We start from the raw sequence: 19,783 nt of genomic DNA on the forward strand, positions 1-19,783 counted from the left end.
GAAAGTATAATAGAAAAGTTCAATAGACCCATTCAAGAATTAAATGAATGGGTCTACTACATATCGCAATCATACTATCCCGACAATTGGACCGACATAAACACATCAACCTCGTCTTCACTATCCAACACAAATCCAAATCGTTCATACAATCGACGAGCAGGGCTTCCCTGCAAAACATTTAAAATAACACGTTTCCCCTGAACTTCATCCTGTTCCAGCAGCATGTTCAGTACCTGAGTTCCTATTCTCTGGCCTTGATAATCGGGATGTATGTAGAAATGTTCCAATAGATATGCCTCAGCCTTGGGCTTTAACGCTACACAACCTACCATTGAACCCTCCACTTCAATAATCTGTGTCTGGGCAGGATTGAATGTATTCCGGAAACGTTCACGCACCTTCACATCATCGTACCTTCCCAGTCTGGTTAGATCATCGTATAATACCAAGGCTCGCAAATCAGCGAGTTGCTCTTGGTCCGCCTGTGCAGCTTGACGCATTGTTATTGGGTTCATTTGTTGAATTCCTTTCCATTAGAGACACGTTAATTTTTGAATGTCTTATCGCACTATAGAACACTAAAAATCATACCTTTGGCAGCTCACTTGAGCAACATCGGATTTTAGAACGCACTATATTTTTCAAACATACTGAACTCCTCAAAAAAATAAAAAAGCCCAAAAAGGACGGTGCAGTCTTGCTTATACCAATAAGCGAACCCGCAGCCATCCCTTCTGGGATGTAGATTATTATAGAAAACTATGAAACATGTGAAGCTTGTGCCGCATGTTGTAATGCTTCCAGACCCAATGCTAACGCACCACATAGGCCTGCATGCTGGCCCAATCCGGGCTGCACAATATATTGGTCGATATGTTGCGTGATTGGGGCTGCATTCACATAACCATTGAGATTCCGCACTACCTGCTCCCGGATCATAGGAAACAGATGATCTTGCTGCATCACACCACCACCCAAGATGATCTTTTGCGGCGAATGAAGCAAGATGGCCGTAGTAATCGACTCCGCAATGTAAAAGGATTCGATCTCCCACGCCGGATGATCTGCCGGCAGTTCATTGCCAGGGATCTGCCAACGAGCTTCAATGGCTGGACCTGCTGCCATTCCCTCCAAGCAATCGCCATGATATGGGCATAATCCGGCAAAGTGATCGTCTGGATGGCGTCTTGTCCGAATATGTCCACCCTCGGGATGTAACAATCCGTGTACTCGTTTGCCCCCTGCCACAAGTCCGACACCAACGCCTGTACCAATCGTGTAATATACACAGTTGTCCAGTCCTTGCGCCGCTCCCCACGTCACTTCACCGAGCGCGGCAGCATTCACATCCGTATCCCATCCAAAAGGAACCGGAAATTCATGCTTCAAGGTTCCAACCACATTACAGTTTTCCCACCCAGGCTTAGGTGTGGTCGTAATGTAACCATAGGTGGGACTATCCGGTTGCAGATCAATCGGACCAAAGGAGCCGATCCCCAGGGCTTCCACATCTTTATCCCTGAAATAGTCGATCACCTTGGCAAGGGTAGTCTCCGGATGTTCTGTTGGAAAGCTGATCCGATCTTCAATCTGTCCATGCTCATTACCTACACCACATACAAACTTTGTTCCGCCCGCTTCTATAGCTCCAATACGCATCATTCTGGGCTCCTTTCCTTCATTACAATTAACCTTTAGCCTTGGTTGATGATATCTCATAGATATGAAGTGAAGAGAAAACCAGATCTGTATTTTCGGCATGAGCAGAGATGCCTTGGCAATCCGCATCCGGATAGATCAGATCCGTGATAACCGCCTGACCATCATTTGCAAATACCTCCACAGATGAATGATCTACAAAGATACGCAAACTTTGATTTCCGTTCACTTCTTTTAACTCAGCTGTATGACGGCTCAGGAAAAGTTCATGAAAATTGCCGATGCCCGATCGACTACGATCAACGTACACTTCACTTCGGATCGAGTCTACACCAACGACCGTCTCGTGATCTGCGCCGCTTCTTAGTGCAAAATGGAACGTCTGATCCTGAACCCATTCTGCATGGATCTCATAGTTCACTAGTTGCAAAGTGTTCAACTGCTCACTCACTTGCTGAATCGAAACATCCTGTAGGGACAGTACTGGCGTACGGGCTTGGTCAAGTTCTCGTGCAGGACGTTGAATCAATATAACTTCTCCCGCTCTTGTCTCCAGTGTCAACTCCCGGGCAATGGTCATTGCTCCACGGTAATTATTGGTTGGCGTCTGGTTGGCATACATCCAGTTGCTCATCCAGCCGATAATGAGGCGTCTTCCATCTTCCTCAGGAACGTCAGACCAACTAACTCCTGCGTAGTTATCCCGACCATAATCAATCCAGCGAACCGTATGGGAGGCCTCGTCTGGGACAAATGTAGTTCCATCAAAATCTCCGGTAAAATATTGTGTTCTGGAGCCTTCAATAAAAGCAGGATCTGCACCGATGCTAACAAGCATCACCCATTTCTCCTGCCCTGAATCTCCATCCACTGCAAGCGGGAACAGGTCGGGGCATTCCCACACGCCATCGTGAGAACCAATCCCGGCGCCAAATTCACTTCCTAACGTCCAATCCTTCAGATTGGGAGAACGATACAGACATACCGTTTGACCACAAGCGATAATCATAACCCACTCCTTGGTCTGCTCATGCCAGAACACTTTGGGATCACGGAAATCAACAAAGGATTCATGCTTCAATACCGGATTACCCTCGTACTTAGTCCAGGTTCTGCCGCTGTCTTTGCTATACGCCAGACTCTGGGTTTGTATGGCATCTTGGTTTTTAACTTCAAGATGATGGGTGAAAATAGCAACCAATCCTGGCTCACCATCAAAGAATCCGGTCGTATTATTCCAATCCACTACGGCGCTTCCCGAGAATATAGTGCCATTCTCATCGGGGAGTAAAGCTATCGGAAGTTCCTCCCAGGAAATCAGGTCCCTGCTCACTGCATGGCCCCAATGCATGGGCCCCCATGTGGTTCCATGTGGGTGATGCTGATAGAACAAGTGATACTCCCCATTGAAAAACACCATGCCGTTTGGGTCGTTCATCCACTTTTCTTTCGGTGAAAAATGGTATTCATTTCTGTAATCTTGTTTAAGAATTGTCGACATTATGGTTTCTCCTCCGTACTTTTCTTTATTTGTTATTACGGTCATATCCCGCTTGTTTAATCTGTAGCCATTCTTGCAATCCAAGGCGATCCAACTCTTTCAAGTAAGCATCCCATTCCTGATCTATTTTCCCGTTCTGATACCACTCTGTACGCAGACGTAACACGTAGGCGAAGAGATCGGTCTCAATCGTGGACAAGCGATCCAGTTCATCAATGGAGAAGAACACACTTGGATATACGTTCTCCGCTTTCATATGCGGAACCATAACCTTGTCGAGAAGTTCCATCCGCCAAGCCGCATCTTCCGGTTTGGTTGTGTATTTGTCATAATAACTGTCGAGAATGGCCAATGGTCCGGCGATACTGGTTTTTTGTCTGAGTTCCACAGGTGCAGATCCTTCCAGCGGCAGATGCTTCAGCATCCCTTTGGCTTCATCGAATTCAAAAATATTTTGCTGACTCTCGTCTCCATAAGTACCCCAGTTGTTCTGCACAGATTGGAGCGGATCGTACAGTTGATCTACCCACTTCGCTGTGGATTCCAGGTTTTTATTGCTGCTGGTAATGACCATGCGACCACGATCAAGCCCAATCCCGTTTGTTCTTGTGACATTAACCTCTCCGTTAGGCCCGGCAACTGGAGGCAGAACATCATACGTATCATTCATGCCTGTAATGTTAGCCTTATCCCATGTGAAGTACATGCCGTACTTATTATCCTTGCCTTTCGCAAGATACGTGTTCCAATCCTGCTGGTACGATTCGACATCGATCAGCCCTTCCTTAACCAGCTCATGAATGTATTTAACCGCTTCCTTGTAGCCTTCATCAGCTGCCGTGAAGACCACTTTCCCATCATTGGTTACCACGGTATGATCCCAGTTCTCTCCGAGTCCAAATGCCGCAAAGAGAAATGTCAGATCTTCTCCGCCCGGTTTGTTAATGAAAGATAACGGAATTTCGTCGGCCTTACCGTTGCCGTTTGGATCTTGAGTTTTGAACGCGATCAATACTTCTTTCAGTTCTTCGGTTGTCGTTGGCATCTTCAGTCCAAGCTTGTTCAACCATTCCACATTAATCCAGGGCAAGTTATCCACTGCCTGAATCCGTTGTTTGCCACTTCCGAGTTCTTCAATCCATGGGAATGAGTAAATATGTCCGTCTGGAGCCGTGATCATGCTCTTGTATTCGGGAGCTTCCTCCAGCACCTTTTTCAGATTGGGCATGTGTTGTTCAATCATGTCCTCAAGTGGAATGATCGCCCCGTCCTTCGCCAGTTTCAGGAGATCATAATCCCCGTAACCTGCATCAAAAATGGCATCCGGCAAATCACCGCTGGCGACCGCCAGGTTTCTTTTTTCTGCAAACACATCACTCGTATAGTTCTTCCAGTTGATATGCACATTGGTTTTCTCTTCGAGTCGCTTGTTAATCAGCTTGTCGTTTGGATCAGCGGGAGCCAGCGGAGAGCTCTGTGTTATAAAATTCAATGTCACCTTGCCATCAGGGGATTGCGCCTCACTTGCCGCGCCGCCTCCACCTCCGCCACAGGCGGTTAGAAAGAGCATTGCAGATAACATGGAAATGGACGCCGTTGTAACGGCTTTTCTGGACTTGTTTACTTTTTTCATAATAATGACCTCCATGAGTTGGATTGGATCAACTTACTGTATCGCAGGCTGTTCACTATTTGAGGGAACCGACCATGACACCTTTTTCGAAATACTTCTGGAAAAACGGGTACATGATGATGAGTGGCAGACTCGAAATGACAATCGCTGAGTATTTAATCATCTCGGAGAGCCGTTTCAGTTCTGCCATCGCGAGCTGATCACTGATCATGCCCGGTGCAGCCTGATTCTGAATCAGAATGGAACGCAGAACGAGCTGTAACGGATGCAGGTTCGGATTATCGAGATAGATCATTGCATCAAAATAGGAATTCCATTGCCCAACGAACGCATAAAGTGCGAGTACAAAAATGATCGGTTTCGACAACGGAATGACGATCTGGAAGAAAATCTTCATCTCAGAGGCGCCATCCACGTTAGCAGCTTCTTTCAGTTCTCGAGGGACTCCTTTGAAAAAAGTTCTGGAGAGAATGATGTTCCAGACGTTAACGGCTCCAGGGATGATGATCGCCCACACCGTATCCAGCATGCCGAGATTACGTATGAGTAGATAAGTAGGGATTAATCCCCCGCCGAAGAACATGGTAATGATAAAGATAATCATGAAAAACCCACGTCCCGCGAGCCTATCATCCGACAATGCATAACCTGCAAATATGGATACAGTCACGGTGATCAGTGCAAAGGAAACCGAGTACAATACCGCATTTGCAAACCCCCGGATCATGGCTGGATTGGACAAAATCATCTGATATCCGTCCAGGCTCCAGTCCGATACATTAAAGGACAGTCCACGATTCAGTAACACCGTGGGGTCCATGAATGAGGCGATAACAATATAAATCAGGGGAACAACCACAACCAGTACAGCACAGGTGAGAAAGATGGCATTGAGTGTGAGGATCAACCGATCCATTCCCGTGTGTTTAACAACCATGGATAATACTCCTTTCCTAATAGAGGCCTTCGCCTTCATTCAATTTCTTCACAATCAGGTTCACCGTCACCAGCAAAATCACATTGATAACCGAGTTGAACAATCCAACTGCCGCAGAATAAGCGTAATCTCCAGACTGTAGTCCCACCTTGTAGACATACGTGGCAATAATCTCGGAGGAAGGCAGGTTCATGGACGTCTGCATCAGATAGGCCTTCTCAAATCCAATGGACATAATCCCGCCAGCTGCAAGGATAAAGACGATGGCCATAATCGGACGAATCGTTGGAAGGTCAATGTGGCGAATACGCTGAAGGAGATTCGCTCCATCCAGATTAGCCGCATTGTGAAGCTCCGGATCAACATTGGCCAAAGCCGCGACGTATATGATGGAAGCCCAGCCCGCTCCGGTCCAGATATCGGACAAAATGTAGATCCAGCGGAAATATTCCGGTTCAGACATGAACATGATCGGCTGACCTGTAATCCATGTGGCTAATTGATTAATTGGCCCTGTCGGTGAGAGGAAGATGAACAGCATACCCACAACCACAACAACCGAGATGAAATTGGGTGCGTACAGAAACAATTGAATATTTTTCTTGATCCCAGCTTTGCGTACCTGATTCAGCATGAGTGCCAGTAAAATAGGCACCGGGAAACTGAATATCAATCCCAAAAAGCTGAGTTTAAGCGTATTCATTAAAATGATATCGAAATTGGGTGAAGCTATAAATTTCTCGAAATGCTTCAGTCCTACCCAATCACTACCCATGATGCCTTTGATCGGACTGAAATCCTTAAACGCAATGATGGCTCCGTACATCGGAATGTACTTGAAGATAAGAGTCAAAATTAAGGCTGGTGCAAGCAACATATATAAAAAGTAATTTTTTTTGAGCTGCTGTAACCTATGACCGCTTGTCGTCCTCACTTTCAGTACCCTTCCTTCGCCCTTTTTGCTGTCGGCTATGTTATCCAACACGATACCCCCGTTCATTCTAGAAGTTGACAATTGTTTTCAGTAAGGGCTTTCAATATTTACAATTGCCTATTTGATAATTTACAATTTATCAGGTTTCAACGGATTTAGTCAATACGTTTTGTAAAAAAATATTTGTGCATTTGATCATTTCATCTTTGCATCAATGTAACTAAAGAGGATTAAATTTGCATATATACAGCACTGAATCGTTAATACCCGCATAGATATTTCTATATCATGACTGTAATAGATTATCATTGTTACACTAATTAACAAAACTTCTGGAACAATTATGAAAATAGAATTCAACTATCTAAATGTAAATGTAATTGTGCATTTGTAAAACAGAGATTGCTATTTGTCCCGTTCTATTATACATTTGACTTAGAGAAGAATATGGATGACTATTGATGATTAGAGGTGAAGCATTAGATGGCAAAGGAAAAAGTCACGATACAAGACATCGCTGATGCTTTGGGGATCTCCAGGAATACGGCTTCCAAAGCATTAAATGATAGCGGAAACATCCCGGATGAAACCCGAAATCGTGTAATTAAAAAAGCAATTGAACTTAAATATAAACAGTTTGCCTATATGGACAATGAGCATGTTCTAACCAAGGCTCCGGGCAATATCGCCCTGTTAACTGAAAACCTGCCTAATACATCTCACTTTGGTTCGTTATTAATCAGCGGTCTGGAGAAAAGAATCAGTGCGGAGGGATACAATCTCTCGATTCATATCGTGCGTGAAGACGATCAAGATACACTTACACTTCCCAACAATTTTGATATAGCCAAAGTGGACGGCATCATTTGCATTGAATTATTTGATCTGGAATATACACAGCTGATTACCGATCTGGGCATTCCCACCATCTTTATCGATTGCGCTTCCAACATATGTTATCCCGAATTCAAAGCAGATCTGCTACTCATGGAGAATGAACATAGCATCTATCAGTTAACCACAAAATTAATTGAGAGCGGCTACACAAGTATTGGATTCGTCGGAGATTACAATCACTGCAAGAGCTTTAATGAACGATGGGTTGGATATCAGCGTGCTATGCTGGAGGCGGGGTTGCAGGTCGACCTGTCCCATTGCATTGTAGATAATGATCGCCTGTGTTTCTCCAAGCCAGGATGGTTGAACCAGCGAGTGGAAGAGCTGGCCTCCCTACCTTCCGCTTACGTATGCGCTAATGACTTCATTGCAGTTGACCTGATCAGGGCGTTAAAAGACAGAAATGTCGCTGTCCCACAGGATATTGCGATATGCGGATTCGATAATGCACCCCAATCTCGAATTATTGAGCCAGCATTAACGACGGTTCATATTTATAGCAATGAGATGGGCATTAAGACTGCGGAGATGCTGTTATCCCGGATTAATAGTCCAACACAGCCGTATCAGGTCTCCCACATTGTGACCAAACCCATCATCAGGGAGTCCACACCAGCAATCATGGCCGATCATTCTCAGATGGTTCATAGTTCTGCAAAATAAAAAAAACGTATGTCTCACGAGTAACAACTCGTGAAGCATACGTTTTTTTGTGGTTTCGATTTGGTTGGATGAAAACTCTATCCTATCCATCGTGGCCTAGATAAAAAATCATCTCGCGATTAAATCTCTTTCAAGATGCCTTTTACAAGTCCGATAAAGGTTGTTTTCACTTGCGCAGCCACTTCAATAACTTCATCATGACTTAACGGCTGATCCAGAATACCACAGGCCATGTTGGTCAGACAGGAAATGCCTAGTACCTTCATACCGCCATGAATGGCAACAATGGCTTCAGGTACCGTGGACATACCCACTGCATCCGCACCCATCGTACGAATCATGCGAATCTCCGCTGGTGTCTCATATGCCGGGCCACTCCACCATGCATAGACACCTTGCTGCAGGCCAACATTCTGCTCTTCTGCAACCTTAAGGGCAATACTGCGCAGTTCACGATTGTATACCTGTGATACGTCTGGAAAACGAACACCCAGTTCAGCATTATTCGGTCCCATCAACGGGTTATTGCCTACCAGGTTAATATGATCTGTAATGAGCATCAGTTGACCCGGCTCAAAGCTTGTGTTGATGGCTCCGCAGGCATTGGTGATAAGCAATTGCTCGACACCCAGCGCCTTCATGATCCGAACGGGGAAAGTCACTTCATCCAATGTAAAACCTTCATAATAATGAAGGCGGCCTTTCATCGCTACAACCGTTTTGCCCATCAGTTCACCAATAACCAATTCATTGGCATGACCGATAGCCTCCGATTGAGCGAAATACGGAATATCTGTATACGGAATAACGGTCGCATTTTCAATCTCGTCCGCGAGCGCTCCCAGTCCAGATCCCAGAATCATGCCTACGGCAGGTTTGGTATGGATTCGGTTTAATATGTAATCTCTTGCTTCCTGAATATGTGCGGATTGATGCATAATGATATCCTCCTGATGATCTGAATTGAGTTAACGAAAACTGAGTTAATGAGGTGCTACTCATCAAGTGTAATGAACAATGGTCATGATGTAAATGGAAGCTGTTCTATATACAATAAAAAAACGACCCTATGCTCCAGAATCGTTTAAAAACATGGACATACCCTAATCCAATGTATATTTGTTTCTACTTTTCATGTAATCAATTGTCATGATCAGTAACAGCATCAATGTAGCAAACATCAGCGGTTTGGCAAAAGTACCTTCTTCAAAAATATAATAACTAAATATGAAATTTCCGGCAAAAGTAATTAAATAGTTTCGGATGCAATCCATCTTCTCATCTCATTTCAGGAAAGAATTTGGTTCACCATTTCTTCAACCCTATCACATAATCCCATTTAATACCATATTTTTATCATCCATACAAATCAACGCCTCTAATCATGCACGAGATAACCGCACCGTATAATCTATATTGACTACAGCAAAAAATCGGCCACATCGTGACCGATTCTCTCCACTTCCCTGATGTTCAGGACATAGGGTTAATGATACGCCAAAATGATTCCTTGGGCTGCAACTGCTGATCAAAAACAAAGGGCCAGTTTTTGCGTCCGCGTACCGGGAAATGGTCGAGCCAGGTATAATTGTCGGCCACTCCCCAGAATGTCACAGAGGTAATAGATGATTTGTATTCACGGAACAAATTAAAGATTTCTTCATATCGACGCTCCTGTAGCTCAGCCATCTCCGAAGTTGGCGCGGTGAGGTCCGTTCGACGATCCTCATGACGAAACACGGACATATCCAGCTCCGTAACATGCAACTGCACATCCAGTGAAGCATAACGCTCAATAGCCATTCGGATCTCCTCAATCGAAGGACCATGAATATTCCAATGCCCCTGCAACCCAATCCCGTGTACAGGCGCTCCCTTGTCCAGCAAAGACCGAACCAGATTGTAGATCTTCTCCCGTTTGACCGGATCCGTCTCATTGTAGTCATTATAGAAAAGAAGAGCATTTGGATCAGCTTCATGAGCCATACTGAACGCTTGCAGCAAATAATCTTCCCCCACCAGCTCTAACCACTTCGTGTCCCGCATGAACAGGTCGGTCTTATCTTCAACAGCTTCATTAACGACATCCCACGCATATATTTGCCCCTTATACCGACCTACTACCGTATCAATATGTTGCTTCAAGCGAGATAATAACAGCTCTCTGGAAGCGGGAGCACCTGAGGTATCCTCAAAGACCCATTTCGATGTTTGATTATGCCAGACCAAAGTATGTCCGCGGACCCCAATCCCTTGGGCAACAGCAAAATCAACAATTTTATCCGCCGCCTCAAATGTATAACGATCCTCTTCCGGGTGAATTTCTTCAAATTTCATCTGATTTTCAGCCGTGATACTATTGAAGTGTTTGGCAATGAAATCTCCTTCGGACTGCAACATTCTGGTATGTACAGCAGCACCTATTTTGAACGTATTAGCGTACGTAGCATGTAGTGATGGAATTTCGGTTGGCATTTACAATTCCTCCCTGCCAGTTTTTATCCATCATATCGTTTGTTGAATACGCTTACAATGAACAAATTATACTTCTTCCCCCTCATATTTAACTATTTATGATCATCGGCCCTGTTTGCACAACAAAAACACCTCCACGTATGTCCGACTGCTCATCTGAACAGAACATTTCTCGGAAGGTGTTTTGTGATCGGGCTGTTCAATTAAATTCAACTCATATACAAAGAGGATATGAAGCCTTACAGCTTGTCCACCTGTAACAAGGTCACCTGTTTCACTGTGCATGCCGGGTTAATTTGTTCCTCGGACAGAATGTTCAGCTTAATCAGGCTTTTCAGCTTATGGCTGTCTACCTTGGATAACAATCGCCAGATGTCCGGGTCTGGAAGAGAAGCATACAGCTTCTGATCATCGTATTCCTTCCGGTTCTGAAGCACTGTTTTCACGGTGTAACCACCAACCTGCGTCTCATAGACCCCTTGTTCTGCACAATACGCTACAATCTCATCTCGTAGTACAGACAACTGCTGCTCAATATGTTTTTGCTGCTGTTTCAGTTCAAAGTAAGTTTGCACTTTCTGCTCCATATCAATCACGCTCCTCTACTATCATAGGTATGCGAGGATCGCTAGTTTAGGACTGACTGTTTATTTTATTTAAAAAAAGTGGTCTTTCTATTACTTAATCGTATACTGTCGTCATTGTATATCCCCGTATTACGATTACAGCAGAGGTTCATTCAAATACGGATTATGGACAGCCATGCTGTGAACCTTTTCCATTACATCTGGCCCCATGGGGACATCCCCAACGCGCTTTAACAGAATCCAGCGAAGACAAGCTACAGCTTCAAAAACCTGCTCCTCTTCCAGCGTGTACGTATAACTTGCAGAACGTGCAAATTGAGCGCGATACATCTCGCCATAACTTTCCCCATTATAGACGGTGATCAGAAACACAGACCATGCCATATCGTACCTTGGATCACCATATTGCCCATTAGTCCAATCGATGATGGTGTAATGGTCGTCCATCTCAAGAATGTTTCCCAGATTATAATCGCCATGAATCAAGCGGTCCTGTCTGATCTGGACCTGCTGGATCAAGTTTGCCAGAAGATCATTTATATCGTCATGTAACTCAATTTGAGGAAAAAAGTATTGAACAAAATCGTACCTGAATATGTATTCTTCATCTTCTCCAGTACCCACTTCATTCACCGGATAACGATGGACCTCCATTAATCGCTCAGCCAAATGTGTCAGTTTGGTCTGTGTTAATTGGGTAATCCGCTCTCCATCATAGCTCGTTAACAGCACTTGATTCTCTTGCTCGTCTAATCCCCAACCGTAGGGTTTGGAAACACGAATTCCACTTTGATAAAGCTTGGACAATAGTCGATATTGTTTGGCGATATCCGGTTTAGAATCCTTGTCCCAGACTTTCAAGACGTACCGCTGATCTCCCATTTCGATTTTCATCACAGTTGCTTCTAGTCCAGGTGACAAGGGAATGATCTGATACTCCTGTTTAATCACCTGCTGAATACGTTCATCCAGTTCTACCCAATTCACCTGGCTAAGTTGAATCGTCATCGTTCTCCTCCTTCCATGATACACAAGATTAGATTATAATCGTTTATCAAATACCTTCTGCCATTTCTTCTCTTCATAACCGATAGCTATATAAAACCGATGTGCAGATTCCCTTTTTCCGTTACAACGTACCCGAATCTTATCAAAGCCGTTAACCCGAGCCCATTCCTCGCATTCGCTCATGATTATCTTACCAATCCCCATCCCTTGATGAATCCCATCCACAACTAGTCCACCAATCTCGGCAAAAGATGGACTCTCAATGGAATGTCTTCCCTGTACATGGCCCCAGCCTACGACCCTCGAATCAATCTCAGCTACACATACATAATGGTCTGGTAAGGAAGAGAGAAGAGTTAGTCTCTCCTTGATTTCTTCAGTTGTGCTGACATAACCCAGTTGATGGGATAATTGGCTCATCACTTCGCCATCCTGAATCGTAGCTCTCCTGCAATGAATCATAACCTCTCCTCCGTTCATTCATGTCATGCCGCTCTCTCCCTGTTAGTCAGGTATAATCAGGCCTTTGCCAATGACATTGGCGGATACTGGCTGTTTGCCCAATTCTCTGGCCCATACCGACAGCTGTCCCATATGGTGAATCTCATGGGCGATCACATGTCGCATAACTTCTCCCCATGAATCTGTACTGGCCTTGCCAGCTGAGCGATGATCAATATAAGCTCTTTTTTCCATACTCGAATCCCAGGCTCTAACAAATGCCTCCACATCAGGACGTAACTTGCGATCGAGTCGCCTTACCGCCTCAAGATTCTGGTAGTTTGCAAAATCTTCTGCATCATCCGGTTTGCCCTGTAGCAACTGAAGCCAGCTCCACTCTACATCAATGATATGAAATAATGTTTGTAATATGTTGCCTACTCCGCCCATGCGAGGCCGAAGCAATTCTTCAAGCGGCACATCTTCACACCACACATACCATTGCTCACGTACCATCCAGTTATAACGAAAGAATGTTTCCATTGGTATATTCCCCTTTATCGGCTATATTTTTCAGAGAGATTTGATCAATTCTGTATTGGCAACGGTATCCTCCGAATGTTCAAGATCACCATAAATTCTACTAATCTGATTGAATCCGGATTTGATCCAGAAGCGTAATGCAGTCCAATTTTTGAGCGCTACGTTGATTCGAATTTCCTTGTAACCAAGTTCGGAAAAGTGACGCGTCAACGCCTGAATTAATTCTTGTCCATATCCCTGCTTCTGGATCTCGCTCTGGATATATAAAAATTCGAGATAGATTGAATCCTCGGAGGGATACCCATGGTACACACTTAACAAACCAATATAGCGGTCATCCTCATTTGTGCGAATGGATTGAATTCGATAATTCTCCAGCCTGCCTTCCGGCGGAAGGTGGCCTTCTTCAAAACATTCTTTCACATAATTCCGATCATGCTCTTGTCCATCCCATTGATGCAAGTACCGACTGGTTTCATATAAGGACTCAAGTTCAGGAATATCGGATTCTTCCACATTCGAGATAATAAGTCGGTCTGACTTCCATTCTACTGGAAGTTGTTTCATCGTTATCACTCCATCTTTATATCTATATAAATTAAACTATTGAATATTTACACTTACCACTCCGATGACAGAACAACCTTCCGATCGCTGTTATCCCCAAATTTTTTTGATTCATTTTATAATGGGAAACTCCGGAGATGAGCCTATGCTTCCGATGCAGCTTTCTTTCAGAAAGCTTTTAGGCGAACACTTCGCTTCTTCAGGTTTTTTCTGTCCTCTCCGTTTCGTGTAAATATTCAGTTCAATTTATTTAGTTAATTTCTTTTTTATATACAAGATTACATGAATTCCTGCATAAATAAACAGGACATTGAACAAATATAGAAGTACATTTAAATAGATGCCAGATATAAACCAGATAGTTCCCTCAGAATTAGCATAATGATAATCCGTAAAAAATCGGAGCGGGAAACCATACTCTGTTCGGAGCGGTCCATCTTCAGTATGTAAAGTTCCAGGAATACATAGGATGGCTAATACAGCAAGCCAGGCTGATAGATTCATTATTCTTTTGTTAATCGTCAATACATCTCCCCCTTATTCAACACTAACGGTATCTTCACCAAAATACGTCCCTTCCAACTTTTGATCCAAAAAGTCTCTTAAGTCCTTTTGATCAAGTATATATTTCGAATCTCTATTAAATCTGCTTTTTGTGGATACAATAATCTGTTTCCGATTGTATTGAATCGTAACTTTAGCGTTATGCTTTAATTTCAAAGCAATTCCCGCACTAATACTTCCTGTGACATCATCTACTGGTATTTTGGCTGTTTCCGGGGCTGCATTCAGCCAGCCGACTATACGGCTAATGTCTTCTTTACTTAACGTAACATTGTCAATGCTAACGTGTGCTCCAGCGTCGCCTGTCCTGGTGTACACGACTATGCTCATCTCTGTGCTTATCACTTGATTTCTCGAAATCGGCTTATTTGGATCAGGGTTACTCGTGATTAGAAGATACAGAAACATGATTGCCACACCTATGAAAAACCAGAATCGCCTACGTTTTCCTAGCATTACAGCGCATTCTCCGTATCCAGCACGTTGGCAAACAGTCTCAGTACCGTATTGTGATGCTCAATAATCTGCTCCGCTTGAAGTGTCTTTGAATTCCATGTGCTGTGCGCATCTTGAACCAGATTGACCGTGTAACCCAGACTGAACGCTCTGCGGCAAGTCGTGTCCACACATACCTCAGTCTGCATACCCGCGAGAATCAACTCCGTCACGCCATCTTCTTGCAATTTCAGATGCAGATCGGTTTTGTGAAACGAATCCGGTGTCTCTTTTTCGATAACGAAGTCACCAGCTATAGGTGCAATGGACGGATGGATGTCCCACCCCGTTGTTCTTCGTTCCAGTGGACTGCCTGCCCCTTCGCAGTGTTGGATATATATGATGGAATGCCCTGCTTCACGGGCCCTGGCAATTAACACCTGGATCTTCTGAAGCAATCGTTTCCCTTGATATACGGGATCTGCTTCATCAAACATCGCTACCTGTACGTCAATGATTAGAAGTGCACAATGCGTTGTCATTTTGCTTTCCTCCTGACAAATCAATTTAATTCAACTCTTTTTTCTTCGTACCTTTAACAAAACTTCCAATCCCATATCAATCAGTACAAATAGGATAGCGGCAAGAACGCCAAATAAGGTCAGAACTAACGTCTCTTTGAAATCCAAGATTGCTTCTCCTGCGCCCATGACCAGATAATAGATGTACATGCCCAAAACTCCAGCACATGCATAGCCTAATATCCTCGTACTTAGATACAACACATGATTAGGGAATTGTATTCGGCTGAGCAGATAGTCTAACAATATCGATAAAGGTAGCCCGATCAACAGGATCAATGGAGTCGCGTATATCGGATAAATAAGAATGTAAAAATCAAAACTGTAGGTTTCATTCATCGATATGAGACTTGCAGCCAAAGTAAAACAAATGATGGTTAGAACGGTTGTCATCAGCTTTCTTCCCATGTTCATCTCATCACTCCAATACAGTTATCTCTATTCATTGGATGTGCTCATGCGTCAGATTTTGCCGGCTGCCATCCGATTTCTTGAGACCAACGATGTGCTCTCTGTAATATGCTCCACACCATTGGTCCTTTTCCTTCAACATATTTGGGACGCTGATCTTTATACAATGACATGAGTCTGTGCTTTTCTTCTGCATATTTCAAACAATCTTCTGGATGCTCCCTTAAATAGTCTCTGAACAGCAAGGTCATCTGCTCGGAGAAACTGCCTACTTGTCTAACGTGTATATGTATCCTTCTGTTTCCGGGTTCTTCACGAAAGTAACGTTTAGTCTTATCTGGATTTTCTGCTCTGAATACAAATCCGACTGTTTCAATCTCATGTTTGTAGTCCAACAGATTCTCATAATTAGAAACAGATATTTGTATATCTATGATGGGTTTGGCATCTATTCCAACAATTGAAGTGGACCCAACATGGTCAATCCGCACGGCCTTTTTTCCTAACGCTTCTCTTAATTTCGAACCCGTTTCGAGAAACAAATCACGCCATGCCGGATCATACTTTGCAATTCTCCATTGATCCTCCATACAACTCCTCCTTGGTTATTCAATCAAGCTATATAATTAAATAACACGTTCTTTTAACCTTTTGTTACATGTAGATTATTTAGTGATGCCATATAGAGATCATGCAAAATCATCATTGTTTATCCCTAGTTCTATTTGTTTTTGGGATTCAACCATATATTCGTACACATCATCAATTTCTGTTATACCTTTAATATTCTCTTTTAACAGTTCAATAATTAATTGATTATCACTCTCTCGCATCTTTATATCTTCCATATAGTTATCGTTATAGTCGTTCATAAAATCTAATTTGTTCTTATAAAATCGAAATCTCTCCAAAACATATACTTCCTTAAGAATAATAAATAATGCTACAAAATCCTTAAAGTTTCTGGCCACTAACGTTACTTGATTCCCAAATGCCGTAGGTTGAATAAAGATAATAGGCGCTTCTTCCAAATCACTAATGGATCTGTTGAACGTGAAAAAAGCAAAATGGTCACCATCTGCCCCTGTTCTTCCAAATATGATGGCATCATCTGGCGTACAGTAGTATCTATCATCATCATTGTTAAAACTAATATAAAAACCCATATAATCGTCGATGGTTCCAACATGTTGTTCACGTAATTTCTTATCTATTCGAACGATGTCTACTAAGGATTCTGGCATTTTATAATGTACTTGCAAGTTTAAATCCCTCTCTTCTATTGGCATTTATTAATATATCTATATTTTGACACAAATTAAAAAAAAGAGAAGGACCCTTAGGCCCTTCCCTTAACTTCTTAATGATAATCACACTTGAAATTTGTAAACTCAGCTGAAGCATCTTGCCCGCTCGTGTATAACCCAATAAGTACGCCTGTAAAACCTCCTGCCACCTCCGAGGATAGGTATCTCGTCTGTGCCGTGCCCAGCAGAATCTCTTCACCATCTACTTGAAACAGGAAGCTGTAGCGTTCCTGGCTTGAACGGATTACCAGCGTTGCATGCTGTTTATTTCCCAGATCCACTTCATGTTCTCTCGATTTGATATCACCGATGTTTAGACGCTCGATCACCTTATAGCCGTCCTGCTCCCCACGAATAGCCACTTCATAATGATGATTCTCATCCATGTAGATCGTGATCCCAGCTTCTCCAGTCGTCAGACTGACATCGACTGAAATTGTGGCATTAAAGTCTTTTTGACGTAACCCAATGAACGTCGGGGATGCCGGAACGTCCAGCGTTACATCGGTTCCTGTTAGCGTAAGCTTGTCTGATTCAAGCTGATAGTGCTCTGTATTTGGATGACGAAGGTAACACCAGTCGAGGTTCCAGTCTGTATTTTCAAACGTATAATGCTTCTTGTCCTGCTGGATCACCGTGTCCGGGATACGATTAGTCTCAAAACTCGTCAGCGTTGTACCTTCATGCCCGGCTGTAAACCATCCGTCTTCATCAAACGTAATCGGAGTCAGAAATACTTCTCGGCCCAAATGATGGTACGTAGCCCATCTGCCGATCTGTCGGAATCCCAAGTGAAAGAGCCACCAGTTCCCCAGATCATCCTGAACCAGATCACCATGCCCCACGCCCTGGAGCTCATACCCGCCCAGATTGCGATTCGTTAGAACCGGATTGTGCACGTAGGCTTCGAACGGTCCCGAAGAAGAAGTCCCCCGAGCATAGGTAACCATATGACCATATTCGGTGCCGCCTTCAGCTGCAAGCAGGTAATAATAACCGTTCATTTTATAGAGATGCGGACTTTCCAGATATCGTCCACCTGTTCCGTTCCATATCGAACGACTTGGGCTAAGTTTGCGACCAGTTTCAATCTCAAGCTCACACTGGACAATTCCGCCAACGCCTTCATCATCCACGCCATTACTCATAAATAAGGTTTTTCCATCTTCAAAATACAAATCGGGATCAATCCCACCTTGATCCACATAAATAGGCTCAGACCATTCTCCGTAAATATCGTCCGTCCAGACATAGAAGTTCTGATGCGTCGTATCATTCGTTGTGACCATATAAAAACGCCCGTCATTATGCCTGATGGTTGGGGCAAATACACCCCCGGAGCTGTTCACCGTCTCGAGCTGAATCTGGCTTTTACGAGTCAGGCAGTGACCAATCTGCTTCCAATTCAGCAGATCCTTGCTTTCAAAGAGCGGTACGCCCGGAAAATATTGAAAAGAACTGCACACCATATAGTATGTATCGTGCACCTTAATCACACTAGGGTCTGGATAAAAACCTTTTACAACAGGGTTATTGTATTTCATTACTCCACTCCATCTCTTATCATAAAATTCACAAATATAAGAATTCAACTTTGTAACAACTACAAAAATTAAACACCATTGGGTGTGAACTTGCAATGAATCTGGATTGCATCTTGGAGCTAATTTTATTAAATTAATATATGTGTGATTTTAGAAGAGTGAAGATAGGGAGTTGTACAGATGATCAAAGCAAATGGAGAGCCCCAGTTCCTTCCTTTATATGAGGCGCTGGCAAGTGAGGTCAGATGGAGAATCATGGATATGATTGCAGATCGCGAAATGAATGTGAAGGATATTGCCGCAGTATTAGAGCTTAGCCCCTCCATTGTCACGATGCATATTCGCAAACTGGAGGATGCGGGTCTAATTGGGAGCAGGCGAGTTCGGATCAACGGAGGGACGCACAAATTATGTTACCTCAAGCAAAATCAGATTGAGATCGAGTTGCCATCCGCAAGCCAAACTTCACGAACCAGAGAACAGACGATAGCCGTGGGACACTACACTGCTTTTGATATTCATCCTACTTGTGGGCTAGGGACACTTGAGAAAGAAATCGGCGTATGGGATGATCCCCGTTACTTCCTTGATCCCGAGCGGGTACACGCCGCTATCTTGTGGTTTGGGAAGGGCTATGTTGAATATAAAACACCGAACTTTGTCCCTCCTGACCAGACAACCGATGCTATTGAAATTTCGATGGAACTGGCGTCTGAAGCTCCGGGATTGCGAGATCATTGGCCTTCCGATATTCGTTTCACCTTCAATGGCATTTCTCTTGGAACGTGGACAAGCCCTGCCGACTTTGGCAGAGCAGCACGCGGAAAATATACACCAGAATGGTGGCATCGTAATGTGAATCAATACGGTTTATTGAAGACCATTCGCATTGATGGTTCCGGTACGTATATGGACGGTGAGTGGATGTCAGACGTTACTCTCGTGGATATTAAGCTTAGCGAACCGTTCTGGACGCTTCGCTTCACAGTTGACGAGGAAAGCCCCAATGTAGGGGGATTAACGATCTATGGTGCCGGTTTTGGTAACCATGATCAGGACATTGTTATACGTGTATTGGGTTAAAGTGGCTAGC

The 19,783-nt window shown here is 43.7% G+C and carries 22 protein-coding genes; 2 read left to right on the top strand and 20 right to left on the bottom strand.

Annotation, left to right across the window (positions count from 1 at the left end; all coding sequences use genetic code 11):
- Nucleotides 1-74: 74 nt before the first annotated feature.
- From V6668_RS22775 to V6668_RS22800, 6 genes are all read right to left on the bottom strand, one after another.
- On the bottom strand, nt 75-518 hold the full coding sequence (locus V6668_RS22775) for a GNAT family N-acetyltransferase (protein WP_338706834.1): 444 nt from the start codon (nt 516-518) through the stop codon (nt 75-77).
- A gap of 244 nt (nt 519-762) precedes the next feature.
- On the bottom strand, nt 763-1,662 hold the full coding sequence (locus V6668_RS22780; RefSeq protein ID WP_338708991.1) for an ROK family protein: 900 nt from the start codon (nt 1,660-1,662) through the stop codon (nt 763-765).
- A gap of 28 nt (nt 1,663-1,690) precedes the next feature.
- Entirely contained in the window at nt 1,691-3,163 is a 1,473-nt protein-coding gene (locus tag V6668_RS22785; protein WP_338706835.1) for a glycoside hydrolase family 32 protein, read from the bottom strand.
- Between the two features lie 25 nt (nt 3,164-3,188).
- Entirely contained in the window at nt 3,189-4,796 is a 1,608-nt protein-coding gene (locus V6668_RS22790) for an ABC transporter substrate-binding protein (RefSeq protein ID WP_101314522.1), read from the bottom strand.
- Nucleotides 4,797-4,851: 55 nt separating this feature from the next.
- The gene (locus tag V6668_RS22795; RefSeq protein ID WP_036617174.1) at nt 4,852-5,733 is read right to left on the bottom strand and encodes a carbohydrate ABC transporter permease; all 882 of its coding nucleotides are present in this window, start codon (nt 5,731-5,733) and stop codon (nt 4,852-4,854) included.
- A gap of 16 nt (nt 5,734-5,749) precedes the next feature.
- On the bottom strand, nt 5,750-6,610 hold the full coding sequence (locus tag V6668_RS22800; RefSeq protein ID WP_223200008.1) for an ABC transporter permease: 861 nt from the start codon (nt 6,608-6,610) through the stop codon (nt 5,750-5,752).
- Between the two features lie 540 nt (nt 6,611-7,150).
- On the opposite strand from V6668_RS22800, the gene V6668_RS22805 reads away from it, so the two are divergent.
- Nucleotides 7,151-8,227 (top strand): LacI family DNA-binding transcriptional regulator, encoded by a 1,077-nt coding sequence (locus V6668_RS22805; protein WP_282320495.1) that lies wholly within the window; start codon nt 7,151-7,153, stop codon nt 8,225-8,227.
- A 119-nt stretch (nt 8,228-8,346) separates the two neighbouring features.
- Here V6668_RS22805 and V6668_RS22810 read toward each other — a convergent pair whose 3' ends face one another.
- From V6668_RS22810 to V6668_RS22875, 14 genes are all read right to left on the bottom strand, one after another.
- Complete coding sequence (locus tag V6668_RS22810; RefSeq protein ID WP_036617166.1) at nt 8,347-9,165, bottom strand: purine-nucleoside phosphorylase; 819 nt, start codon at nt 9,163-9,165, stop codon at nt 8,347-8,349.
- 165 nt (nt 9,166-9,330) lie between these two features.
- Nucleotides 9,331-9,501, bottom strand: coding sequence for a hypothetical protein (locus V6668_RS22815; RefSeq protein WP_164783344.1), 171 nt, complete (start codon nt 9,499-9,501; stop codon nt 9,331-9,333).
- A 199-nt stretch (nt 9,502-9,700) separates the two neighbouring features.
- Entirely contained in the window at nt 9,701-10,702 is a 1,002-nt protein-coding gene (locus V6668_RS22820) for an endo-1,4-beta-xylanase (protein WP_338706836.1), read from the bottom strand.
- A 239-nt stretch (nt 10,703-10,941) separates the two neighbouring features.
- A complete protein-coding gene (locus V6668_RS22825) occupies nt 10,942-11,289 on the bottom strand; it encodes a hypothetical protein (RefSeq protein WP_338706837.1) in 348 nt (115 codons plus the stop codon).
- A gap of 135 nt (nt 11,290-11,424) precedes the next feature.
- Complete coding sequence (locus V6668_RS22830) at nt 11,425-12,297, bottom strand: aminoglycoside phosphotransferase family protein (protein WP_338706838.1); 873 nt, start codon at nt 12,295-12,297, stop codon at nt 11,425-11,427.
- A 33-nt stretch (nt 12,298-12,330) separates the two neighbouring features.
- Complete coding sequence (locus tag V6668_RS22835; protein WP_164783343.1) at nt 12,331-12,759, bottom strand: GNAT family N-acetyltransferase; 429 nt, start codon at nt 12,757-12,759, stop codon at nt 12,331-12,333.
- Between the two features lie 42 nt (nt 12,760-12,801).
- On the bottom strand, nt 12,802-13,281 hold the full coding sequence (locus tag V6668_RS22840) for a DinB family protein (RefSeq protein ID WP_338706839.1): 480 nt from the start codon (nt 13,279-13,281) through the stop codon (nt 12,802-12,804).
- A gap of 30 nt (nt 13,282-13,311) precedes the next feature.
- Entirely contained in the window at nt 13,312-13,848 is a 537-nt protein-coding gene (locus V6668_RS22845; RefSeq protein ID WP_338706840.1) for a GNAT family N-acetyltransferase, read from the bottom strand.
- A 537-nt stretch (nt 13,849-14,385) separates the two neighbouring features.
- Nucleotides 14,386-14,742 carry a hypothetical protein gene (locus tag V6668_RS22850; RefSeq protein WP_338706841.1) on the bottom strand — a complete coding sequence of 119 codons (357 nt, stop codon included), beginning with the start codon at nt 14,740-14,742 and terminating at the stop codon, nt 14,386-14,388.
- A 125-nt stretch (nt 14,743-14,867) separates the two neighbouring features.
- Complete coding sequence (locus tag V6668_RS22855) at nt 14,868-15,389, bottom strand: cysteine hydrolase family protein (RefSeq protein ID WP_338706842.1); 522 nt, start codon at nt 15,387-15,389, stop codon at nt 14,868-14,870.
- Nucleotides 15,390-15,419: 30 nt separating this feature from the next.
- Complete coding sequence (locus V6668_RS22860; protein ID WP_036674434.1) at nt 15,420-15,842, bottom strand: hypothetical protein; 423 nt, start codon at nt 15,840-15,842, stop codon at nt 15,420-15,422.
- A 41-nt stretch (nt 15,843-15,883) separates the two neighbouring features.
- On the bottom strand, nt 15,884-16,429 hold the full coding sequence (locus tag V6668_RS22865; RefSeq protein WP_036674436.1) for a GrpB family protein: 546 nt from the start codon (nt 16,427-16,429) through the stop codon (nt 15,884-15,886).
- 99 nt (nt 16,430-16,528) lie between these two features.
- Nucleotides 16,529-17,101 (bottom strand): hypothetical protein, encoded by a 573-nt coding sequence (locus V6668_RS22870; protein WP_051450005.1) that lies wholly within the window; start codon nt 17,099-17,101, stop codon nt 16,529-16,531.
- A gap of 98 nt (nt 17,102-17,199) precedes the next feature.
- Entirely contained in the window at nt 17,200-18,690 is a 1,491-nt protein-coding gene (locus V6668_RS22875; protein ID WP_036674437.1) for a glycoside hydrolase family 43 protein, read from the bottom strand.
- Between the two features lie 180 nt (nt 18,691-18,870).
- Between V6668_RS22875 and V6668_RS22880 the strand changes: the two genes are divergently transcribed.
- Nucleotides 18,871-19,773 carry an ArsR/SmtB family transcription factor gene (locus V6668_RS22880; RefSeq protein WP_338706843.1) on the top strand — a complete coding sequence of 301 codons (903 nt, stop codon included), beginning with the start codon at nt 18,871-18,873 and terminating at the stop codon, nt 19,771-19,773.
- Nucleotides 19,774-19,783 lie beyond the last annotated feature (10 nt).

This window comes from Paenibacillus amylolyticus (genome assembly GCF_036894225.1).
GTDB lineage: Bacteria > Bacillota > Bacilli > Paenibacillales > Paenibacillaceae > Paenibacillus > Paenibacillus amylolyticus.